The 22,831-nt window shown below is 73.1% G+C and carries 17 protein-coding genes; 6 read left to right on the top strand and 11 right to left on the bottom strand.

The features are described 5' to 3' along the window. Nucleotides 1–33: 33 nt before the first annotated feature. Together recA and C8K30_RS00865 are read right to left on the bottom strand one after the other, a co-directional pair. Nucleotides 34–1,251, bottom strand: a complete 1,218-nt coding sequence (gene recA, locus C8K30_RS00860) for a recombinase RecA (protein ID WP_108491010.1) — start codon at nucleotides 1,249–1,251, stop codon at nucleotides 34–36. A 223-nt stretch (nucleotides 1,252–1,474) separates the two neighbouring features. After that, complete coding sequence (locus C8K30_RS00865; RefSeq protein WP_108491011.1) at nucleotides 1,475–1,711, bottom strand: DUF3046 domain-containing protein; 237 nt, start codon at nucleotides 1,709–1,711, stop codon at nucleotides 1,475–1,477. A gap of 77 nt (nucleotides 1,712–1,788) precedes the next feature. Between C8K30_RS00865 and C8K30_RS00870 the strand changes: the two genes are divergently transcribed. Then, complete coding sequence (locus C8K30_RS00870; RefSeq protein WP_108491012.1) at nucleotides 1,789–6,939, top strand: DEAD/DEAH box helicase; 5,151 nt, start codon at nucleotides 1,789–1,791, stop codon at nucleotides 6,937–6,939. On the opposite strand, the gene C8K30_RS00875 is transcribed toward C8K30_RS00870, so the two are convergent. After that, the gene (locus C8K30_RS00875) at nucleotides 6,905–7,642 is read right to left on the bottom strand and encodes a DUF998 domain-containing protein (RefSeq protein ID WP_108491013.1); all 738 of its coding nucleotides are present in this window, start codon (nucleotides 7,640–7,642) and stop codon (nucleotides 6,905–6,907) included. The genes C8K30_RS00870 and C8K30_RS00875 overlap by 35 nt on opposite strands. 211 nt (nucleotides 7,643–7,853) lie before the next feature. On the opposite strand from C8K30_RS00875, the gene C8K30_RS00880 reads away from it, so the two are divergent. Then, nucleotides 7,854–8,651 carry a DNA-formamidopyrimidine glycosylase family protein gene (locus C8K30_RS00880; RefSeq protein WP_108491014.1) on the top strand — a complete coding sequence of 266 codons (798 nt, stop codon included), beginning with the start codon at nucleotides 7,854–7,856 and terminating at the stop codon, nucleotides 8,649–8,651. Nucleotides 8,652–8,757: 106 nt separating this feature from the next. On the opposite strand, the gene C8K30_RS00885 is transcribed toward C8K30_RS00880, so the two are convergent. The 3 genes from C8K30_RS00885 to pgsA all read right to left on the bottom strand — a co-directional run bounded on the left by C8K30_RS00885 (nucleotide 8,758) and on the right by pgsA (nucleotide 10,467). Further along, nucleotides 8,758–9,111: a helix-turn-helix domain-containing protein gene (locus C8K30_RS00885; protein ID WP_108491015.1), complete on the bottom strand. Its 354-nt coding sequence runs from the start codon at nucleotides 9,109–9,111 to the stop codon at nucleotides 8,758–8,760. Nucleotides 9,112–9,358: 247 nt separating this feature from the next. Next, the gene (locus C8K30_RS00890; protein ID WP_108491016.1) at nucleotides 9,359–9,880 is read right to left on the bottom strand and encodes a CinA family protein; all 522 of its coding nucleotides are present in this window, start codon (nucleotides 9,878–9,880) and stop codon (nucleotides 9,359–9,361) included. Beyond that, entirely contained in the window at nucleotides 9,877–10,467 is a 591-nt protein-coding gene (pgsA, locus tag C8K30_RS00895; protein WP_108491017.1) for a CDP-diacylglycerol--glycerol-3-phosphate 3-phosphatidyltransferase, read from the bottom strand. The genes C8K30_RS00890 and pgsA overlap by 4 nt, the downstream gene beginning before the upstream one ends. A gap of 92 nt (nucleotides 10,468–10,559) precedes the next feature. Here pgsA and C8K30_RS00900 point away from each other — a divergent pair, with 92 nt between their 5' ends. Then, nucleotides 10,560–11,822 (top strand): CapA family protein, encoded by a 1,263-nt coding sequence (locus C8K30_RS00900; RefSeq protein WP_108491018.1) that lies wholly within the window; start codon nucleotides 10,560–10,562, stop codon nucleotides 11,820–11,822. Nucleotides 11,823–11,892: 70 nt separating this feature from the next. Here C8K30_RS00900 and C8K30_RS00905 read toward each other — a convergent pair whose 3' ends face one another. Together C8K30_RS00905 and C8K30_RS00910 are read right to left on the bottom strand one after the other, a co-directional pair. Next, complete coding sequence (locus tag C8K30_RS00905) at nucleotides 11,893–14,514, bottom strand: DNA translocase FtsK (RefSeq protein ID WP_108491019.1); 2,622 nt, start codon at nucleotides 14,512–14,514, stop codon at nucleotides 11,893–11,895. Between the two features lie 319 nt (nucleotides 14,515–14,833). Next, a complete protein-coding gene (locus C8K30_RS00910) occupies nucleotides 14,834–15,244 on the bottom strand; it encodes a hypothetical protein (protein WP_108491020.1) in 411 nt (136 codons plus the stop codon). A 92-nt stretch (nucleotides 15,245–15,336) separates the two neighbouring features. Here C8K30_RS00910 and C8K30_RS00915 point away from each other — a divergent pair, with 92 nt between their 5' ends. Then, nucleotides 15,337–15,924, top strand: a complete 588-nt coding sequence (locus C8K30_RS00915) for a TetR/AcrR family transcriptional regulator (RefSeq protein WP_108491021.1) — start codon at nucleotides 15,337–15,339, stop codon at nucleotides 15,922–15,924. A gap of 23 nt (nucleotides 15,925–15,947) precedes the next feature. Here the strand turns inward: C8K30_RS00915 and add are convergent, their stop codons facing one another. Next, nucleotides 15,948–16,961, bottom strand: a complete 1,014-nt coding sequence (gene add, locus C8K30_RS00920; protein ID WP_108491022.1) for an adenosine deaminase — start codon at nucleotides 16,959–16,961, stop codon at nucleotides 15,948–15,950. A gap of 32 nt (nucleotides 16,962–16,993) precedes the next feature. Continuing rightward, a complete protein-coding gene (locus C8K30_RS00925; RefSeq protein WP_108491023.1) occupies nucleotides 16,994–17,662 on the bottom strand; it encodes a DUF4328 domain-containing protein in 669 nt (222 codons plus the stop codon). Nucleotides 17,663–17,817: 155 nt separating this feature from the next. Between C8K30_RS00925 and C8K30_RS00930 the strand changes: the two genes are divergently transcribed. Then, on the top strand, nucleotides 17,818–19,668 hold the full coding sequence (locus tag C8K30_RS00930) for an HSP90 family protein (protein WP_108491024.1): 1,851 nt from the start codon (nucleotides 17,818–17,820) through the stop codon (nucleotides 19,666–19,668). Continuing rightward, nucleotides 19,665–21,983 carry a hypothetical protein gene (locus C8K30_RS00935; protein ID WP_108491025.1) on the top strand — a complete coding sequence of 773 codons (2,319 nt, stop codon included), beginning with the start codon at nucleotides 19,665–19,667 and terminating at the stop codon, nucleotides 21,981–21,983. Before C8K30_RS00930 ends, C8K30_RS00935 begins: the two co-directional genes overlap by 4 nt. Before the next feature lie 112 nt (nucleotides 21,984–22,095). On the opposite strand, the gene C8K30_RS00940 is transcribed toward C8K30_RS00935, so the two are convergent. Next, on the bottom strand, nucleotides 22,096–22,752 hold the full coding sequence (locus C8K30_RS00940) for a DUF998 domain-containing protein (protein ID WP_108491026.1): 657 nt from the start codon (nucleotides 22,750–22,752) through the stop codon (nucleotides 22,096–22,098). Nucleotides 22,753–22,831: the final 79 nt, after the last annotated feature.

Raw genomic sequence — 22,831 nt, forward strand, 5'->3', positions numbered from 1 at the left:
CCGGGACCATCCGCTGGATCACCGTACTGCACGTCAGAACGGCGCCTTCTCGGCGGCCGCCTCCGCCTTGGCAGCGGTCTTCGACACCGCCGGCTTGGTGGCCTTCGAGCGCGTGGTCGTCGACCTGGTGGCCTTCGCCGTGGTGGTCGTCCGGGAGGACGAGCTCGCCGCCGCGACGGTGCCCGCGGCCGGCGCGGTCTCGGTAGCCGCAGCAGCAGGGACCTCCGCGACCGCGTCCGCCGGCGCGTCGACCTTCGGTCCCACGCCCAGCTTCTCCTTGACGCGCTTCTCGATGTCGTTGGCCAGGTCGGGGTTGTCACGCAGGAAGGCCCGCGCGTTCTCCTTGCCCTGGCCGAGCTGGTCGCCCTCGTAGGTGAACCACGAGCCGGACTTGCGCACGAAACCGTGCTCCACGCCCATGTCGATGAGCCCACCCTCGCGGGAGATGCCGTGGCCGTACAGGATGTCGAACTCCGCCTGCTTGAACGGCGGAGCCATCTTGTTCTTGACGACCTTCACCCGGGTGCGGTTGCCGACGGCGTCCGTACCCTCCTTGAGGGTCTCGATGCGGCGGATGTCGAGGCGGATCGACGCGTAGAACTTCAGCGCCTTGCCACCGGTGGTGGTCTCGGGCGAGCCGAAGAACACGCCGATCTTCTCGCGCAGCTGGTTGATGAAGATGGCGGTGGTCCCGGACGAGCTGAGCGCGCCCGTGATCTTGCGCAGGGCCTGCGACATGAGGCGAGCCTGCAGGCCCACGTGGCTGTCACCCATCTCGCCCTCGATCTCGGCCTTGGGTGTCAGTGCGGCGACGGAGTCGATCACGATGATGTCGAGCGCGCCGGAGCGGATCAGCATGTCCGTGATCTCCAGCGCCTGCTCGCCGGTGTCCGGCTGTGAGACCAGGAGGGCGTCGGTGTCGACGCCGAGCTTCTTGGCGTAGTCCGGGTCCAGCGCGTGCTCGGCGTCGATGAATGCCGCGATGCCACCCTGGCGCTGCGCGCTGGCCACCGCGTGCAGCGCGATGGTCGTCTTGCCCGAGGACTCCGGGCCGTACACCTCGATGACGCGGCCACGGGGCAGGCCGCCGATACCGAGCGCCACGTCGAGAGCGATCGAACCGGTCGGGATCACCTCGATGGGCGCGCGGATCTCGTCGCCGAGGCGCATGACCGAGCCCTTGCCGAAGCTGCGGTCGATCTGAGCGAGGGCCGCTTCGAGGGCCTTGTCGCGATCTGCTGGTGCGGGCATGTGCAACACCTTCGTTCTCGGGGCGCTCTGTGCGCCGGCGTGGATGGCTCTGTACGTCGTGCCGACCGTACGCGGAGCCACTGACACGAACGCCTGCTCCGGCCGCCGCCTGTGGACGACGTTCCGAAATCCGTGCCTGTGGTCAAAGTCTAGCCGAACGCCTGTTCGAGACAAGCCACGACACACCGGTGTGTCGCCGGACATCTCGCTGGGCCCGCTGGGCTCAGCGGCGCGGCGGCGGAGCCTGCCGGTACTTGTCCTTGCCCCACCGCTCGGCGTCGGGCACGTCCAGCGCGTCGCACAGCGCGTGCCACACGTCGCGCGGCTCGTCGCCGTCGTCCAGGGCGACCGCCGGGGTGCGGCCGTCGAGCGTGGGCAGCACCTGCTCGCGCGCGAGAACGCGCCCGTAGGCGGGCCCGAAGACCTCGTCGATCAGCTGCCAGAAATCCCGTTCGCGCACTCGTCAACCCTACGTGTCCGCACAAGGGCGCCGAGCGCGCCCCGGCTCGTGTCAGTGGTCGGAGACAGAATGGGTCCATGCCCACGCCCGTCGACCCGCTCTCCCGGTTCGGACCCGCCACCCGCACGTGGTTCACCGGCGCGTTCGCCCAGCCCACCGCCGCCCAGGCGGGCGCGTGGGACGCCGTCGCGCGCGACCAGCACGCGCTGGTGGTCGCGCCGACCGGGTCGGGCAAGACGCTCGCGGCGTTCCTCTGGTCGATCGACCGGATCATGTCGGTTCCCGTGCCCGAGGAGCGAGCGCGCCGCTGCCGCGTGCTGTACGTGTCGCCGCTCAAGGCCCTGGCCGCGGATGTCCAGCGCAACCTGCGCTCCCCGCTGACAGGCATCAGGCAGGCCGCGGCCCGGGACGGCATCGAGGTCCCCGACGTCACGGTCGGCATGCGCACGGGTGACACGCCCGCCAGCGAGCGGCGCTCGTTCGCCACCCGCCCGCCGGACATCCTGGTCACCACGCCGGAGTCCCTCTTCCTCATCCTCACCTCGTCGGCCCGCGCCGGGCTCGCGGGCGTCGAGACCGTTGTGCTCGACGAGATCCACGCCGTCGCCGGCACCAAACGTGGCGCCCACCTCGCCCTGAGCCTGGAGCGCCTCGACGCCCTGCTCGACCGGCCCGCACAGCGGATCGGCCTGTCCGCCACCGTGCGCCCGGTCGAGGCCGTCGCGCGGTTCCTCGGCGGCGGGCGGGACGACTCCTCGGCACGCGAGGTCGAGGTCGTGCAGCCGCCGTCGCACAAGGAGTGGGCCATCGACGTCGTCGTGCCCGTCCCCGACCTCGCGGACCTCGGCAGCGCACCCGACCTCGACCCGTCCGGCGCCACCGCGCCCGGGCCGGGCGGCGACGCCGGCCCCGCGGGTGGCGGAGGCCCGGGCACCGGCGACGACGAGATCGACCTCTCGGGCGAGGCCACGCGGCCGCTGCGCAAGGCCTCGGTCTGGCCGCACGTCGAGGAGCGCGTTGTCGACCTCGTGGCCGACCACACCTCCACCATCGTCTTCACCAACAACCGGCGCGGCGCCGAGCGGCTGACCGCCCGCATGAACGAGGTGTGGGCGCAGCGGCAGGGGCTCGACGTCGCCGACCCGGCCAGCACCTGGGCCGCGCTGGTGCCCGGCCAGTCAGGCACCAGCGCCGGCATCCCCCGGCCCGTGCCGGGCGAACGCGGCATGCCCGAGGCGGTGCCGGGCCAGGGCGAGATCGTCCTGGCGCGCGCCCACCACGGGTCGATGAGCCGCGCGGAGCGCACCCGCACCGAGACGGAGCTCAAGGAGGGCCGGCTGCCCGCCGTTGTCGCGACGTCCTCCCTGGAGCTCGGCATCGACATGGGCGCGGTGGACCTCGTGGTGCAGGTCGGGGCACCACCGTCGGTCGCGAGCGGGCTGCAGCGCATCGGCCGCGCGGGGCACCAGGTGGGTGCGGTGTCCAAGGGCGTGGTCTTCCCGATGTACCGGGGCGACCTCGTGCCGGCGACCGTCATCGCGCAGCGCATGCGCACGGGCGACATCGAGCACCTGCACGTCCCGGCCAACCCGCTGGACGTCCTGGCGCAGCAGGTGGTGGCGACGCTCGCCGTCGACGACTGGAACGAGGCCGAGCTGCTCGCCCTCGTCCGCCGCGCCGCGCCGTTCGCGCACCTCGGCGACGCCACGTGGCGCGCAGTGCTCGACATGCTCGCGGGCCGCTACCCCAGCGAGGACTTCGCCGAGCTGCGCGCCCGCATCACCTGGGATCGCGCCACGGGCATGCTGCACGGCCGGCCCGGCGCGCTCCGGCTGGCCGCCACGAGCGGCGGCACCATCCCGGACAAGGGCGCCTACGGCGTCTTCCTCGCCACGGAGGCGCCCGACGGCGGCACGCTCACCGACAGCGTGACGGGCGGGTCCGGCAGCGCCAACCGCAACCGTGGCGGCAAGCGCGTGGGCGAGCTCGACGAGGAGATGGTCTACGAGTCCCGGGTGGGCGACACGTTCACGCTGGGGTCGAGCACGTGGCGTATCGAGGAGATCACCACCGACCGGGTGCTGGTCACCCCGGCGCCCGGCCTGCCCGGTCGCCTCCCTTTCTGGAAGGGTGACGCCCCCGGCCGCCCGGCCGAGCTCGGGCGCGCGGTGGGCGCGTTCGTCCGCGAGGCCGACGCCGCCCTGGCCGCCGACGTCGACGCCGGGCGCAAGCACCTGCGCGATGCCGGGCTCGACGACTGGGCCGCGGACAACCTCGCCGCCTACCTCACCGAGCAGCGGCTGGGCACGGGCCGCGTGCCCGACGACCGGACGGTCGTGGTCGAGCGGTTCCGTGACGAGCTGGGCGACTGGCGCGTGGTGATCCACTCGCCGCTCGGGGCGCGCGTGCACGCGCCGTGGGCCCTGGTGATCTCCGCGCGGCTGCGGGCGCGCTTCGGCCTGGACGTGGCCGCCATGCACTCGGACGACGGGATCGTGCTGCGGCTGCCCGACTCGGGCGGCGGCTGGGACGGCGACCCGTGGGACGCGGGCGCGGACGGCAGCGCACCGGGCGCCACGACCCTCGACGGGACCGACACCCAGACAGGCTTCGGGGCGCTCGACGGCGAGGCGCACCCGCAGCACGTCCCGGGCAGGGTCACGCTCGAGGACCTGCTGCTGGACCCGGACGAGGTGCTCGCTGCCGTTCGCGACGAGCTGGGGTCCTCGGTCATGTTCGCCGCGCGGTTCCGTGAGGCGGCCGCGCGCGCCCTGCTGCTGCCCCGGCGCCGGCCGGACAAGCGGCAGCCCCTGTGGCAGCAGCGCCAGCGGTCGGCCCAGCTCCTGGAGGTGGCCAGCCAGTTCCCGGACTTCCCGATAGTGCTGGAGGCGGCCCGCGAGTGCCTGCAGGACGACTTCGACGTCGCAGCCCTGTCCGACCTCATGCGCGAGATCGGACAGGGCGGCGTCCGGGTCGTGGAGGTCACGACACCGACGCCCTCGCCGTTCGCGCAGTCGCTCCTGTTCGGCTACACGGCCCAGTTCCTGTACGACGGCGACGCGCCGCTTGCCGAGCGCCGCGCGGCCGCCCTGTCGCTCGACCCGGAGCTGCTCGCCGAGCTGCTCGGCGAGCAGGGTTCCGCCGACCTGGCGGACCTCCTGGACCCGGGCGCGGTGGAGCGCACGGAGGCTGAGCTCGCCGGACTCGCACCGGACCGGCAGGCCCGCGACGCCGAGGGCCTGTGGGACCTCCTGCGGCGCACGGGACCGCACCCGCTCGACGCCCTGGAGGCGCGCACCCGCGAAGAGGCCCGCCACGCCGTCGCGCACTGGCTCGACGACCTGGAGGCGACCCGCCGCGTCATCCGTGTCCGGTTCGCCGACGTGGAGCAGTGGGCGGTCGCCGAGGACGCCGGCCGGCTGCGTGACGCGCTCGGCGTGGCGCTGCCCGTCGGCATCCCGGAGACGTTCACCGAGCCCGTTCCGGACCCGCTCGGCGACCTGCTGCGCCGCCACGCCCGCACGCACGGGCCGTTCGGCGCGGCGGCGCCGGCCCAGCGCTTCGGGCTGGGCGTCGCGATCGTCGCGCACGGGCTGGCCCGCCTCGAGGCGGACGGCGCGCTCGCCCGCGGGCGGCTGCGCCCCGGAGCGCTCGGCGGCACCGGCGACGAATGGTGCGACCCCGGGGTGCTGCGCCTGCTGCGGCGACGGTCGCTGGCGGTCCTGCGGGCCGAGGTGGAGCCCGTGGAGCAGGAGGCCCTCGGCGCCTTCCTACCCCGCTGGCAGAACGTGTCCACGGGGCTGTTGCGGGGTGCGGACGGGCTGGTGCAGGCGATCGAGCAGCTCGCGGGCGCTGCGGTCCCGGCGTCGGCCCTGGAGACCCTGGTGCTGCCCGCCCGGGTGGCCGACTACTCCCCCGCCCTGCTCGACGAGCTGACGGTCACGGGCGAGGTGCTGTGGGCGGGGCACTCCCGCCTGCCCGGGTCGGGCGGCGGGGACGGGCTGGTCTCGCTCCACCTGGCCGACGGCGCCCCCCTCACCCTCGCCCCGCTCGAACCGGTCGAGGAGGAGAGCCCGCTCGACTCAGACCTCCACCGCGCGGTGCTGGACCTGCTTACCGGGTCGGGCGGCTTCTTCCTGCCGCGGGTCGCCGAGCTCACCACCGCCGAGCCGGACGCGGTGCTCGAGGTGCTGTGGGACCTCGTCTGGGCCGGCCAGGTCACCAACGACGGGCTGGGCGCGCTCCGCGAGCGGGTCAGCGGCGCCGGGGCCCACCGTGCGCCCCGCACCGCCGCGCGGGCCCGGCCGGTGCGGCGGTCCCGGTTCGCCGTGTCGCCGGGGCGCCCCGCCTCGGCCCTCCGGGCGGGTACCTCGACCACGGGCGGCGGGGGCCGCTGGGCCGCCCTGCCGATGCGCGAGGCCGACCCGACGCTGCGCGCTCACGCCCTGACGCAGGTGCTGCTCGAACGCCACGGTGTGCTCACCAGGTCCGCCGCCGCGGCCGAGGGCGTCGGGGCCGGCTACCGCGACGTGTACCGCGTGCTGTCCGGCCTGGAGGAACGCGGCGCGGTGCGCCGCGGGTACTTCGTGGAGCACCTGGGCGGCTCGCAGTTCGCCCTGCCCGGCGCCGTGGACCGGCTGCGGGTCGACGCGCAGGACCGCACGCGGATCGTCGAGGCGGAGCTGGAGGTCGCGGAGCGGACGGCGGCCGTGGCGACCGCCACCGGCGCGGGCAGCACGGGCGGCGCCGTCGTGCTCGCCGCGATGGATCCCGCCAACCCCTACGGCGCGGCCCTCGCCTGGCCTGCGGGCCCTGCGCCGGACGGCAGACCGGGCAACGCACCCGGCACCCCCGAGCTCGGCACCGCGAGCACGGCACAGGGCGGCGGACCGGCGTCGGACGGCACGCCCGACGCCAGACCCGTCACGGCCCACCGGCCCGGCCGCAAGGCCGGGGCGGTCGTGGTCCTCACCCACGGCGACCTCGCCCTGTTCGTGGAGCGGGGTGGCCGCACGGTGCTGTCGTTCACGCAGAGCCCGGCACGGCTCGCGTCCGCCGCCGCTGCGCTCGCCCGGACCGTCCGCGAGGGCCGGCTCGGGCGGCTGGTGGTTCAGCGGGTCGACGGGGTGCCCGCGCTCGAGGCGGCACGGCATCATCCGGTGGCGCGGGCGCTCGTCGAGGCGGGCTTCGCGATCACGCCGCGAGGTCTGCGGATCTCGACCCGCTGAGCAGGAGGGCAGGTTCGGCCACCTCGACGGCCTCGTGCCTGGGCGCCTCGGCATCGATGGTGAGGGCGAGCAGGATCAGGTACCCGATCATGACGGCGAACCCCACCCGCTCGATGAGGCCGAACGCCACGATCCCGGAGCCGACGGAGACCAGCGACAGGTGCACCACGAGAAAGACCGCGACCAGGACGCCCAGGACCCACGCGAACGTCCGCAGCCCTCGCGGTCGCCCGGTCCGCGGTTGGCGGATCGAACGCTGCAGGCTCAGGCCGACGGCCGGGAGCACGCAGAACGCCGTTGCCGCGCTGTACCGGTGGACCGTCGCGGAGAACGTCGCCGGACTACCCGGCGGGTCGGTGGGGAACGCGCCGACGAGCACCATCGCGATGGCGAAGACGATCATGGCGGCCGCGGGAATCGGACCGACCGCCAGCCCGGAGCGGTACATCCGGGCCGTGAGGATCAGCCCGAGCACGGCCAGCGTCACGCCGCCTGCCAGGATGAGCTCACCGCCGCCGGGCGTGAAGGCGTACCAGCTGATCGGATCGAGCACCGGGTCGACGGCCGCCCCGATAAAGTGTGCGGCGACTATCGTCAGCGCGGCGGTCGCACCGAACCAGCTCGCTGTCCGCGCACTGCGCGGGACTACTGAAGTGGCGGGCACGTCGGTGTATCTCCCCAGGTCATTGGCAACAACGTTCATGTGTCAAGGATCGTGGACCGAACGCGCGCAAGTCACCAATTCTACCCCTGATCGTTCCCTGATCTTTCTGCGGGCAATCCCTGATAGGGCACGGACGGCCCGTCCGGGCGCAAGCCGGACCGGGCCGTGTCGGGTGGGTGATATGCCGGTTGCGCGACAATCCAGGGCGGGGCGCGCACTACGCTGTAGCCTCACGACGAGGGGAGCATTCGTGCCCGAGGGGGATGTCCTGCGCCTCACCGCCGAGCGCCTCACCGCAGCGCTGCGCGGCCTGCCACTCGTACGTGCGGAGCTGCGCTGGCCCAGCGCCGGGGCCGCGAACCTGACCGGCGCCACGGTGCTGGAGACCAGCGCGTACGGCAAGCATCTGCTCACCCGGCTCGACGACGGCCGCACCCTGCACACGCACCTGCGCATGGAAGGTCTCTGGAAGGTCCACCGTACGGGCTCCCGCGACGCGTCGGCCAGGCACCCGGCCATCCGCGCCGTGCTCGCGACGGACGCCTGGACGGCCACCGGATGGCACCTCGGGATGCTCGACCTGCTGCGCACGCACGACGAGCACCGCATCCTCAACGGCCTGGGCCCGGACGTGCTCGGCGACGACTTCCCCACCACAGGTCTGGCCGACGCCGCCGCGCGCCTCGTCCGGGAGCCCGAGCGGCCGCTGTGCGCCGCCCTGCTGGACCAGCGCACGGTCGCGGGCATCGGCACCATCTGGATGGCCGAGTCGCTGTTCGCGCGACGCCTGTGGCCGTGGGAGCCGGCCGGCTCGCTGTCCCGGGGGGAACGCGACGACCTGCTCCGCACCGCCCGCAGGCTCATGGAGCGCAGCGTCACCGTCGGGCGCGCCCGCGGCCTGGGCGCCGTCGAGATGCACGCGCACGGCAGGGCCGGCCGGCCCTGCCACCGGTGCGGCACCCCGATCAGCGTCGGCTCGGCGAACGAGAAGCCGTACGAGCGCCCCGTGTTCTGGTGCCCGTCCTGCCAGGCACCCGACCCGAGGTAGGCCGACCTGAGGTAAACGGGGCAGCACCAGGGCGGGACCAGAACCGATCTTCCGGTTCTGGTCCCGCCCTGGTGCTGTCTTGCTGCAGTACTTCGTGCCTGTCGGCTCAGCCGACCGGTGCCAGGTCCGACTGCTCGACCTCCCGCCGCGCTGCGGTCCGGTCGCCTCCCCTGGCCAGCAGCCCGGCCACGAAGTCCGCCGGGATCGTGTCAGGGATCTGGAATCCTTCGGCCACCGCCACGCGGTCGCTCACCTCACGCAGCACCAAGGACAGCGGCACGTCGAGCGCCTCGCAGATGGAACCGAGAAGCTCGGACGACGCCTCCTTCTGTCCACGCTCCACCTCGCTGAGGTAGCCCAGCGACACTCGCGCCGCCGAGGACACCTCGCGCAGGGTGCGCCCCTGACGCTGCCGCGTGTCACGCAGCACGTCTCCGATTTCTCGCCGTAGTACGACCATCTCGCGCCCCCTCTCAGTGCCTGTCCCTGAACTCACGCCCTGCCCTGCCTGGACCGGACGTGCCTTGCGTGTGGTGCGTCCCCCGTGAGCGGAGTTCGTTCTACCGTACCCCGCACTCGAAGAGTTCTTACGCCGGCTCCGGGTGGTCGGCCTGTTCGTGATCACACCGGGACCAACGTTGCTGATATGAGCCTTGTTCCCGAAGTGCGCCTACGTCAAGCCCTGTGCAAGATTAAGCCAAGAAGTTTCACTTGTCTGTAACTTCAGGAAACATGGTGGGGTCGGAGTCGTGATTTTCACCCGACGGCTCGCTGACGAGCAGCAATGCCAGCTCGAGCACCCCGCGAGCGGCGTCACCGATCACCTGGGACCGGTCTCCGTCGAGGTCCAGGCGGTGCACCTCGGACGCTACCGGGGTACTCACTGCGACGAACACCACACCCGGGGCTTGACCATCCTGAGGTTCTGGTCCTGCGACACCGGTCGTGGCGAGGCCGACGTCGGCGCCCGTCGCCACACGCACGCCCGCCGCCATCTGGGCGGCGACGGCCTCGTCGACGGCCCCTCGCTCGGCGAGCAGGTCCGCGTCCACACCGAGCAGCCCGGCCTTCAGATCCGTGGCATAGGCGACGACGCCGCCGCGCACCACCCTCGACGCGCCGGGGACCGACACGAGCGAGGCCGTGACGAGCCCACCGGTGAGCGACTCCGCCACCCCGAGGGTCCACCCCCGGGCGGCCGCCGCGGCCAGCAGCCGGGAGGCCGTCACGGGGTGGACGCCTTGCTCCGCGCAACCTGGCGGATCTTCCAGCCCTGGTACACGTACTCGACGCCCGTCACGACCGTCAGCACGAACGCCGCCATGAGCACTACCCAGGCGATCACCGTGAACCACTCGAAGCCGTCACGCGGCAGCAGGAACATCGAGATCGCCACGGACTGCAGCACCGTCTTGAGCTTGCCGCCCCGCGACGCCGGCATCACCTCGTACTTGAGCATGCCCATGCGCATGAACGTGATGCCGAGCTCACGCACGAGGATCACCACCGGGATCCACCACGGCAGCTCACCGAGCGGGATCCAGAGCAGGATCAGGGCCGTGCCCACGAGCAGCTTGTCCGCGATCGGGTCGAGCAGCTTGCCAAGGTCGGTGATGAGACCGCGTGACCGGGCGAGGTAGCCGTCCACCTTGTCCGACACCGCCGCGACCACGAAGATCGCCGTGGCCACCAGTCGCCACGTGGTGTCGTCACCGCCCTCGGCGAGAAGTGCCCAGGCGAAGAACGGGACCATGGCGATGCGGATCATCGTCACGAAATTCGCGATGTTCCACGGTGACGGTGCATCGTTGACCATTGCTCAAGCCTAGCTGCGGTTCACCCGCACCCGGACCGGCCGGCGCGTACCGCCAGGTCGCCCCGCCGGTCGGCCTGCCATAACATCCGCAAGTGACCACCGTCCGCGTCCCGCGGCTCCTCGCGTCCACGGCACTGACCTGCGCCCTCGTCACCGCTGCCGCGGGCTGCACGCTGAACCCCCGCCCGGCCACGGCGACGACCCCCACGAGCACCGCCTCCTCGCCGGGGACGTCGGCGGCACCGCCCGTCGACATCGCCCCGGACCCGCTCGAGCAGGACGCCGAGCTCACCCTGCTCGCCGCGGGCGACGTCCTGCCCCACGACCCGCTCAACGACTCCGCGACCGGACCGTCCGGCATCGACTACTCGCCGCTGCTGGCGGGTATCGATCCCTGGGTCGCAGGCGCGGACCTGGCCCTGTGCCACCTGGAGGTGCCGGTCGCGCCGCCGGGCACGCTGCCGTCGGGCTACCCCGTGTTCCGCGCGCCCAAGGAGCTGGTCCGCGACCTGGGCGAGCAGGGCTGGGACGGCTGCTCGACGGCGTCGAACCACGCGGCCGATGCCGGGTACGACGGTGTCGCAGCGACCCTCGATGCGCTCGACCGCGCCGGGATGGGCCATGTCGGTACCGCGCGCGACCAGCACGAGTCGCTCGGCGCCCAGTACTACGAGCTGCGCCGGAGCGGCCGGATCGTCACGATCGCCCACCTGGCGGCGGCGTACGGGCTGAACGGGTTCAGCCCGCCCCGCGGCGACTGGTCGGTGGATCTCATCGACACCAAGCGCATCGTCCGGCAGGCCAAGGCGGCCCGGGCCGCGGGCGCGGACCTCGTGGTGGTCAGCCTGCACGACGGCGTCGAGTACGTCACCGAGCCCACCCCGCACCAGCGGGACACCACACGGGCTCTGGCTCGCTCCCGGCAGGTGGACCTGGTGATCGGTCATCACGCCCACGTCCCGCAGCCGGTCGAGCGCCTGCGCGGCGGCCCGGAGGGCGACGGGATGTGGGTGGCCTACGGCCTGAGCAACCTCATCTCCAACCAGGGACCGGACTGCTGCGGGACGGCGTCCGCGGTCGGGCTGCTGCTGATCGCGGACATCGTGCAGCCGCCGGACGAGCCCGCCCACGTCGAGGACGTGCGGTGGGCGGCGACGACCGTCGACCTCGCCGCCGGACACCGGCTGCGGAGCACGCGCGAAGCGCTCGCGCACCCGGGCGACGGGCAGCTCACCGTCGCCGAGCTCCAGGAGCGTCTCCAGATCGCGCAGGATGCGGCAGGGGATGCCGCGGACGAGCAAGGCAGGCCGCCGAGTCCCACGGGCAAGCCGCCTCGGGTGGTCCCGCGGAGCTGACGCCACATGCCGACGCTCAGGTCACCTTCGGTGGCCTGAGCGTCCGGCAACGTGCGAGAAGTCCGACGGGTCAGCGCACGGCCTCGGCGTCGTCGTGGTAGTCCGTGGCGACGGGCGGCATGTGGCCGTCCGTGCCCTCGGCGTACTGGTCGTCGCCGTCGTACGACGCCCCGGAGTCCGCGCCGTCGTCGTCGGGCGCCGCCTGGTCGAAGACCTGGGCGGGCTGCTCGCCGCGGATGAGCGCGAGCGCGGAGGGCAGGTCGTCGGCGGCCACGAGCACGTCGCGCGCCTTGGAGCCCTCCGAGGGCCCCACGATCTCCCGCGACTCCAGGAGGTCCATGAGCCGCCCCGCCTTGGCGAAGCCCACGCGGAGCTTGCGCTGCAGCATGGAGGTGGACCCGAACTGGGTGGTGACCACGAGCTCGGTGGCCTGCAGCAGCAGGTCGAGGTCGTCGCCGATGTCCTCGTCGACCTGCTTCCTGGCCGCCGCCGGCGCGGCGACGTCCGCACGGTAGACGGGCTTGAGCTGGCTCTTCACGTGCTCGACGACCTGGTGCACCTCGGACTCGGTGACCCACGCGCCCTGGACACGCATCGGCTTGGCCGCGCCCATGGGCAGGAACAGCGCGTCACCCTGGCCGATGAGCTTCTCGGCGCCCGGCTGGTCGAGCACGACGCGAGAGTCGGTGACCGACGACGTCGCGAAGGCGAGCCGGGAGGGCACGTTCGCCTTGATGAGGCCGGTCACGACGTCGACCGACGGGCGCTGGGTGGCCAGCACCAGGTGGATGCCGGCGGCACGCGCGAGCTGCGTGATGCGCTGGATCGAGGCCTCGACGTCGCGCGGGGCGACCATCATGAGGTCCGCGAGCTCGTCGACCACCACGAGCAGGTACGGGTAGGGCGCGATCTTGCGCTCGGAGCCCGGCTGCGGCTTGACCTTGCCGGCCCGGACGGCGGCGTTGAAGTCGTCGATGTGCTTGTAGCCGAACATCGCCAGGTCGTCGTACCGGGCATCCATCTCGCGCACCACCCAGTCGAGGGCCTCGGCGGCCTTCTTGGGGCTGGTGATGATCGGCGTGATCAGGTGGGGGATGCCCTCGTAGATCGTGAGCTCGACGCGCTTGGGGTCCACCAGGATGAGGCGCACCTGCTCCGGCGTGGACCGCATCAGGATCGAGGTGATCATCGAGTTGATGAAGCTCGACTTGCCGGCGCCGGTGGCGCCGGCCACGAGGATGTGCGGCATCTTCGCGAGGTTCGCCACCACGTAGCCGCCCTCGACGTCCTTGCCCACGCCCATCACCATCGGGTGCTCGGTGCGCCGCGCCGCGCCGGAGCGCAGCACGTCGCCCAGCACGACGGTCTCGCGGTCGGAGTTCGGGATCTCGATGCCGATCGCCGACTTGCCCGGGATGGGCGACAGGATGCGCACGTCCGCGCTCGCCACCGCATACGCGATGTTGTTGGACAGCGAGGTGATGCGCTCGACCTTGGTCTTGGCGCCCACCTCGACCTCGTACCGCGTCACCGTGGGACCGCGGCTGAAGCCGGTGACCTTCGCGTCGACGCCGAACTGCTCGAACACGCCCGTCAGCGACTCGACGACCCGGTCGTTCGCGGCCGAGCGGGCCTTGTGCGGCGGCCCCTGCACGAGCACGTCCTCGTCGGGGAGCAGGTAGACCGTGTCACCCTCCAGCATGGGCTGCACGCCCCGCGGGATCGGCTCGCCGGCGCGCGGCGGCTTGGGCCCGTCGTCCTTGCCCGACGGCGTCCGCTCGCCGTTCGGCGCGAGCACACCGGGACCGATGGCGGGGGCGCCCGTCACCTTGCCGGCGGACTCGCTCGTCGGGATGCGCTGCGTGGTCAGCTTGCCGGCCTTCGCCGCGCGCTCCGCGGCCTCCACCTCGGCGGCCTTCTCGAAGGCCTCGTCGCCCACGAACCCGGCCAGACGCTCCTTCTCGGCGGCGATCTCCTGCTTGGTGCGACGCTTGCGGCGCTTGGTCTCCGGCGTGCCGTCGTGCGCCGAGACGCCGTCGGCCAGGGCGAGCCCGTCCTCGGTGGTCGCGACGGGCTCGCGGTGGTTGCCGGTGAGCCGGTCGTACAGGCCGCGCAGGCGCGCGGGGATCCGGTGCACCGGTGTGGCCGTGACGATGAGGATGCCGAAGAACCCGGCCAGCACGTACAGCGGGATCGCGAACCACTGGGTCAGCCCGGTGACGACCGGGGTAGCGAAGAGAAAGCCGATCACACCACCGGCGTCCTGCACCGGGGTGAAGCCGTCCGCGGGCGAGGGCAGGCCGGCGCTGATGTGCACCAGCGAGCACGTGGCCACGACCAGGAAGCTGAGCCCGATCGCCACGCGGCCGTTCTGCTGGGTGCGCTCCGGGTGCCGCATGACGCGGAAGGCGAGCCACATGAGCAGCACGGGCAGGGCCACGCCCGCGACGCCGAGCGTGCCCGCGACCACCGCGTGCACGCCGTCGCCGAAGGGGCCGTCGATTCCCCACCACTCGCGCGCCGCGACGATCACCGCCACGGCGAGAAGTGCGAAGCCGACGCCGTCGCGCCGGTGGTCCGGTTCCAGTTCCTGCCCTCCCTGCTGCTCCACGCCCTGCACGCCCCCGTCCGACGAGTCCGGCACCGACCGCGGCCCGGCCGCGCGGGTGGCGCCGCCGACGGCGTGCGCCATGCCCATCCACAGCCCGCGGATCGCCCGGACCGGCCAAGGCGGACGGGACGGTGCGGACGCACCCTTCGGCGCCGGGCGGGTAGCCCCCCGGCGCTGAGTCGATCGCTTCGACGCTGCGGCCCTGGGCTTGGCGCTCTTCGCGCCCTGCCCGGAGCTCTTCCCGGAACCTCGCCGGGCCGACGTGCGGGTCGCCATGATGTCGCCACCGTATCCGGCGACGACGGCCCGGCCCAGGACCCCTCGCGGTGTGTCCTGGACCGGGCCGTTGTCCGGTTTGTCGCTTTGCGCGCCCAGACTGAAAATCCGATCTTCAGTCTGCTCACGCCATGAGCAGCCCGATCGCCAGCATCACCACTCCCGCGCCAAGGGCCACCGCGCCGACCGGAAGCAGCACGACCGCGCGGCCAGGGGTGGTGCGCCCCTCCCCCATGGCGGAGAAGAAGAATCCCGCCGGCATCAGGATCGCCGCCCACAGCACGCCGGTGGCGGCGAGCCAGTGCGCGAACCCGGTCAGGTTCGTCGCCTCCGCCAGCAGCACGCAGAGCAGGCCCAGGATCACCAGCACACCCGCGTGGGCGTGGCCCGCCCGGTAGAAGCTCTTCTGCAGGTCGGTCGTCGCCATCCGGCCGCCGAAGACCTTGAGCAGGAAGAGCCCGCCGGACTCGATCCCCACAACGGTCAGCAGCACTATGCCCGCGGTGATGCGGGCCGGGTCCGAGAGCTCGAGCACGACGTCCTCCTGCGGCTTGATCGTCCGTGGTTTCGTAACAGTGTTATCAAACACTGTTCGCAAACTCGCGTCAAGACTTCTACACTCACGGCATGGCCCGACCGAGACTGCACGACGACGCCCTGCGCACCCGCCTCCTCGAGGTCACCTCCCAGGTGATCTCGTCCGACGGCGAGGGCGCCGTCACCGTGCGCAAGGTCGCCGCCGAGGCCGGGACCAGCGCGTCGGCGGTCTACGCGCTGTTCGGCTCGCGCGAGGCGCTGGTCGAGGCGGTCAGCGACGAGGGGTTCCGCCGGTTCGCGGAGCACCTCGGCGCCGTCGGGCAGAGCGACGACCCGGCGACGGACCTGCGCGACCTGGGCCGCGCCTACCGGACGTTCGCCCTGGCGGACCCGCACTTCTACCGCGTCATGTTCTACCGCGGCGTGTCACCCACGGACGGCGAGCCGGCCTCCGCCGTCGACCGCCCTACGTTCCGCGTGCTGCACGACGCCGTCGCCCGGGCGCTCGACGGCGCGCCGGACGAGCATGTGCAGAGCGCCGCCGTCGGGCTGTGGGGGCTGGTGCACGGGCTGGTGTCGCTCGAGCTCGCGGGGCTGCTGCCCGGCGACCAGGACGCGCGAGAGGCCGCGTTCGATCAGGCCGCGCGGACGGTGGCGTCCGCCCTGCTCAGCCACTGACGCTGGGCGAGGTGGATCCCGGCTCAGGCGCCTGCCGCGCGCCAGGCCTCGACGTCGGCCAGGTACCCAGCGACCCGCTCCGGGGGCAGGAACGACCCGCGGAACGACGCCGCCGCGAGCGCCGCCCGCTGGTCGCGGGTGAGGCCGAGGGCCGCGGTGACGGCGTCGTCGACGTCGTCCACGTAGGCGCCGAAGTACGGCGGGTCGTCGGAGTTGATGCTGACGAGCATGCCCGCCTCGATCATCGCGGGCAGCGGGTGCTCGGCCAGGGCCGGGACCGCGCGCAGCCGTACGTTCGACACGGGGCAGAGCGTGAACGGGATCTGCTGCGCCACGACGCGCGCGACGAGGTCTGGGTCCTGGACGACGGCGATGCCGTGGTCGATCCGCTCGGCGTGCAGGAGGTCGAGCGCGTCCCGGATGTTCGCGGCCGGGCCCTCCTCCCCCGCGTGCGCGGTGCGCCGCAGGCCGGCCGCCTCGGCGCGCGCGTAGACGTCCGCGAAGGGCGCCGCCGGGTTGCCGACCTCCGCGTTGTCCAGCCCCACTCCTGCTATCGGCGCGCGCATCGCGAGCAGCCGCTCCAGGACGTCGAGGGCGTCGGCAGGGTCCCGGTCGCGGTGGAACGCGGCGATGAGCAGGGTCGAGATGCCGTGGTCGGCCTCGCTGCGCTCCAGGACGCCGGCGATGCCGCCGACGACCGCCTCGAGCGGCACTCCGCGGACGAGGTGGGCCTGCGGGTCGAAGCTGATCTCCGCGTGCCGCACCCCGGCCCGGGCGGCCCGCGTGAGGTAGGCGCGGGTCAGGTCGGCGAAGTCGGCCTCCGTGCGGAGCACCGCCATGTTCGCGGAGTACAGGTCGAGGAACGACTGCAGGTCCTCGAACTCGTAGGCGGCGCGCAGGCTCGCCGGGTCGGGATACGGCAGCCCGACGCCGTTGCGGGCCGCCAGCTCGAACGCCAGGTCCGGTTCCAGCGTGCCCTCGATGTGCAGGTGCAGCTCCGCCCGCGGCGGGCGCGACGACGGTGCGGGAGTGGTCATGGGGGCAGGCTACTTCCCCGTCGGCGGGGCTCTCAGCCGAGCCCGGAGAGCTTCTCCTGGGCCCTCGTGATCTCGCGGACGATCCGGACCCACTGCACGAACGCGAACACCAGCGCGATCGCGGCCACGGACCGGGTGATCACCTGGACGTCGCCCGAGGCCGGGGTGTAGATGCGCACACCCGCCAGCAGCCAGAGGACCCACCACCAGCCGAGGTGGGCCCGGCGGTCGCCGTCGGGTACCACGGCGTTCCGGAGGTCCCGGACCACGTCGTGCGGGAACCAGAGGAAGACGACCGGCACCCACCAGCCGAGCCACGTCCAGACCGCACCGTGCGCGAACGTCGCGGCGGGGTTCGCTGCCTCGGCGAACTTGCGGCCGGCCTGCAGCCAGGAGCAGACGACGAGGTAGGCGGCGACCAGGAACAGGCCCGTCAGGGCGACGCCGTTGGGGTCGAACCCACCCGCACCGAAGGCGCCCCCGGCCTCGCCGCGGCTCGCGGCGACGAACAGGATCGCCAGCTCGACCAGCTCGACGAAGAGGAGGCAGCACGCGACCACGACGACCGCGACGGCCAGCCCGCCCGGCGGCTCGGGCAGGGGCTTGCGGGGCTGGTGGCGGTGCGGTGGACGGGCGTCCCCGGGCAACACGCGGTGCTGCCCGGTGGTGCCGGCGTGCCTGGGACTGCGCGGATAGGACATCTATGGCCTCCGGGGTGTTCCAGCCACCGTACTCACCACCGCAATGTCCGGAACCCACCAGTTGTGGGTGAACCCGCGACGCCTCGTCGAGGTCGCGTGCACGAGCCACACTTTGCTGGGGAGTGTCAGAGTGCGCCACTAGCATTTCGCCCACCATGACGACGCAAGAGACCTCGACGGAATCACCGCACACGTTCCAGGTCGACCTCCGCGGGTTGGTCGACCTGTTGTCCCAGCACCTGTACGCGAGCCCGCGCGTCTACGTGCGCGAGCTGCTCCAGAACGGCATCGACGCGATCACCGCGCGGCGCGCCATCGACCCCGGCGCTCCCGGCACGGTGCGCATCCGGGCCACCGGTTCGGCGCTGCGGGTCACCGACTCGGGCATCGGCCTGAGCGAGCCCGAGGTGCACCAGCTCCTGGCCACTATCGGGCGCAGCTCCAAGCGCGACGGCCTCCAGGAGGCCCGCAAGGAGTTCCTCGGCCAGTTCGGCATCGGCCTGCTGGCCTGTTTCGTCGTGGCCGAGACCATCCGGGTGGTGAGCCGCTCGGCGCGCGTGTCCGATGCGCTGCCCGTGGAGTGGATCGCCCGCGGTGACGGCTCCTACACGGTCCGCACCCTGGAGCCGGCCGAGCACCCCGAGCCGGGGACGACCGTCCACCTCACGGCCCGTCGCGGCAGCGAGCAGTGGTTCGAGGCGTCCACCGTGGCCGACCTCGCCGCCGGCTTCGGGGCGCTCCTGCCCTACGACGTGCGCGTGGGCGACGAGCGGATCACCGGCCGGCGGCCCCCGTGGGAGGCCGAGCACACCAGCCCGACGGCGCGGGCCACCGCACTGTCCGCCTACTGTCAGGACACGTTCGGCTTCGCGCCGCTCGACTCGATCGAGCTGGACCTGCCGCTGGTCGGCATCCGCGGCGTCGCCTACGTGCTGCCCGGCGTCGTCAGCCCGGCGCAGCGCGGCGGGCACCGCGTGCACCTCAAGGGCATGCTGCTCACCGACCGCGCCGAGACCCTGCTGCCCGACTGGGCGTTCTTCGTGCGGTGCGTGCTGGACACCGACTCCCTGCGGCCAACGGCCAGCCGCGAACAGCTCTACGAGGACGAGACGCTCGCGGCGGTCCGCGAGGCACTCGGCGACCGGGTTCGCGACTGGCTCGCGCAGCTCGCGACCACGTCGCCGGAGCGCCTGCGGCGCTTCCTCGCCGTGCATCACCTGGGGGTCAAGGCGCTCGCGCTGCACGACGACGACGTCCTGCGCACCATGCTGCCCTGGCTGCCCTTCGAGACGTCGGAGGGAGAGCTCACGCTCGACGACCTCGCCCGGCGGCACCGGACCGTGCACTTCACGCGCACGGTCGACGAGTTCCGGCAGGTCTCGGCCATCGCCGCGGCGCAGGGCATGGCCGTCGTCAACGGCGGCTACACCTACGACGCGGCGCTCGTCGAGGCGCTCCCGCTGGCCCGGCCCGACGTCGCAGTCGAGGAGCTCGACGCGTCGGTGGTGACCGCGCACCTCGATCACCTGGACCCGGCGGCCGAGCTGGAGCTCGCGCCGTTCCTGGCGACCGCCCGGGCGCGGCTCGACCCGCTGGACTGCGACGTCGTGGTGCGCGCGTTCCATCCGGCGTCCCTGGCGGCGGTCCACCTGGACGACCGTTCCACCCGGCACGAGCGCGCCCGCGCCGACGCCGAGGGCCAGGCCGACGACCTCTGGGCCGGCATCCTCGGCTCCCTGCGCGACGAGGCGCCGCGCGCCCGGCTCGTGCTGAACCACCTCAACCCGCTGGTGCGGCGCATCGCCGGGCTGCCCGACGCCGACCTGGCGGGCGTCGCCGTCGAGGCCCTCTACGGGCAGTCGCTGCTCCAGGCGCGGCGGCCCCTGCGGCCGGTGGACCAGGCGCTCGTGAACCGCGCGTTCGGCGAGCTGCTGGAGTGGGCCGCTCCCACCCTCCCGGCGGCACCCGACGACCGGCCTGACAACACCCAGGAGACCGACCGATGACCGAGATCATCAACCTCGCGACGCTCCAGGTGGCGATCTGGGAGAACACCCAGCGCCCGCACGGCACCTCGAGGGCGGCCGCCGCCGAGAGCATCCTCGACCAGGCGGTGCAGATCGGGCCGCAGGCGGAGATCAGGGCCATCTTCCACCTGATCAACGCCTACGAGTTCAGCGCGGACCGGCACAAGGCGCTCGTCCCGTTCGCCCGCGTGCTGCGGTTGTGGGACCAGGACCCGAGCGTCTTCGACCCGTCCAGCACCCGCTCCCTGTTCTGGGACTTCAAGTGGATGACGACCGGCATGCTCGACCTGCCCCAGGTGTCGCTGGCCGCCATCGAGAACTGGCTCCTGGAGATGGACCGCCGCTACCGGCTGGCCGGACACACCGAGCGGGCCGTGCGGATGTCCGAGTTCTACATCGCCGACCATGTGGGCGACGCCGAGCGGGCGCGGCGGGCGTTCGACGGCTGGCTCGCCGCTGCGCGCGGCGAGATGGCGGACTGCCACGCCTGCGAGACCGCCCGGCAGGGCGAGTTCCACTCCGACGGCGGCGACGACAGGAAGGCGGTCGAGCACTGGGGACCCGTCCTCGACGGCCGGCTGACCTGCGCCGAGGAGCCGCATCGCACGCTGGCACGCTCGCTGCTCCCCCTGGTGCGGCTCGGCCGGCTCGACGACGCCCGGACGAACCATATGCGCGGCTACCCCATGGTCAAGGGCTCGGAGAGCCTGATGCCGTCGGTGGCCAGGCACATCGAGTTCTGCGCACTGACGGGCAACGAGGCGCGCGGGCTCGAGCTCCTCGCCGACACGCCCGCCTACTTCCAGGCCGACGGCGAGCCCGAGCCCCGCATGGGCTACTACGCGGTGGCCGCGCTCCTCATGGACCGGCTGGTCGCGCTCGGCCGGGGCGACCTCCCGGTCACCGGCCCGGCCGGCCGCACGTGGACCGCCGCCGAGCTGGCCGGGCACGCCCGAGCCGAAGCGCTCACCCTGGCCGGCCGGTTCGACACGCGCAACGGCACGACGGCGGTTAGCGAGCGAGTCCGGGCCCGCCTGGACGCCGCGCCGCTCCTGGACCGGCTCCCGCTGGGCCTGCGCGCGGTGCTGCCTGCGGCCGAGGCCGCTCCCGAGGGTGGCACCGAGGACGGCGCCGAGGGTGACCTGCGGACCGAGGCGGGCTCCGCCGTCGGGCAGCCGGGCGAGACCGAAGCGGCGGACGCCGACGAGATGCCCACCACCGTCCGCGAGGTGCTCGACGGGTACAGCAGTGCCAGGGAGGCCGAGGTTCTGGCGGGAATGCGGTCGGCGATCTCGGAAGCAATCGACCGCGCCGGCGACGCCGCGTCCCCTGGATGGCGCGCGGCCGCGCACCTGCAGCTCTCCGAGCTCCTGGCCGCCGACGACGACCTGCCCGGTGCCGTGCACCACGCGTTCGAAGCGGTGGCCTGGGCCGACCTGGGCGACCGGAGCTCGGCCGCGGTAGCCCGGACCCGGCTGGGTGGTCATCTGATGGCCGGCGGCAGGTTCGCGGAGGCGGCGCCCGTGCTGGAGCAGGCCCTGCCCGACCTGGATCCCTCCCCCGAGGCGCACGGCGAAGGCACTCTGGTGCAGGTCCGCTGGTGGCTCGGCGACTGCGCGACGGCGAGGCACGAGCCCGCGGAGGCCGCCAAGCAGTGGCTCGCCGCCGCGCAGATCGCGCAGCACTGGCCGGAGCAGACCGACCATGCGGTGCTCGCCAACCTCGCCGCGGAGGCCCTGGACAAGGCCGGCGAGAAGGTGTCGGCAGAGCTGGCGTACGAGCGGGCCGCAGACCTGTGGGCCGAGGTCGGCGACGCGCCGCGCCAGATCCGCGCCACCAGGGCGTGGGCGTGGGCCGTCCGGAACCGCGACGCCGCCGAGGCGAGCCGGATCATGACCGGAGCCACCCGCGCGTGCGAGGCCGCGCTCGCCGATGCGACCGAACCCGACGAGCTCGCGGAGCTGCGGGTGGAGCTGCCGGAGACGCTCGGCCAGCATGCCCACGTCATCGCCGAGGAGGACCTGGAGACCGGCCGCTTCCGTGGGCTCTACGACGGCGCCCTGGAGGAGGCGTGCGAGCTGGCGAGCCGCGCCGAGTCGCTCCTGCGGGAGTCCGACGACGTGGCGCGCTGGTGTCGCAGCGCCCTCCTGGCCGCCGAGCTGGCGGTCGAGGCGGGCAGCACGGCCCGCGGGCTGGAGCTCGTCCTGGCCGTGGAGGCGAAGATCGAGGGCGACGACGAGCTCAGCGCCTTCAGCGGCCACGCGGGCTGGATCCGCGACCAGGTAACCGCCTGACCCCCCGCCTCTGCCTCTGTTGTGGGCGTGATCGTTGCGCCTAAGACGGGCAAGTGGTCGTAACGATCACGCCCACAACAAACGGCTCGGGGTCGCCGTCGTCGGTTCTCGGTCAGCGGCGCGCCACGACCGGGTGCGGCACCGCCCGGTACAGCCTGATCGACGCGAGCAGCAGCCAGGCGAACCCGACCACTACCGCCAGCCACAGGCCGCCCATCCCGGCGGGCCCCAGGGCGGCGCCCCCGATAAATCCCACGAGGATCACGACGCCCGCGACCCGTGACCAGGCCGCGCGCCCGCGCTCGCCCTGCCGGGTGAGCCACCCGCCGAGCAGGAACGCCGCCACCGCGAACGCGATGAACCCGATGCCCCCGAACGCGAGGTGCAGGATGCCGGAGATCCCCGGGGTCGTCGCACCGTCCTGACCGGGCGGGAACCCGGGCATCGGGTCGGGCGGGAAGATCGCGCTCGCGACCATCGCCGCGCCGTAGATCCCGACTCCGATCCCCGTGCCGCGGGCTCCCGCGCGAACCATGCCGATGCCCGCCACCAGCACCATCACGCCGCTCAGGGCCAGGTTGGTGATCTGCATCCAGCCACCCTCACCCAGCATGAGCACGCTGAGCGGGTGCCGCGTGAAGTCGAACCCCTCCCGGGTGAGCGCCAGGACCAACCCGACGACCAGGTAGAACGGCCCCGCGACCACACCCCAGCCGAGCATCGACCGCGTCACCGCGGCAGCCGTGTCGAACTCCGTCTCCTGCGCCATCTCGTCCTCCGAGTGCTGTCCCGCCGGACCCGATGCCGGCGGCCTGCGGGGGTAGACGGCCTCGACCCGGCAAACTGAG

The sequence above is a fragment of the Promicromonospora sp. AC04 genome (assembly GCF_003058225.1).
Lineage (GTDB): Bacteria > Actinomycetota > Actinomycetes > Actinomycetales > Cellulomonadaceae > Promicromonospora.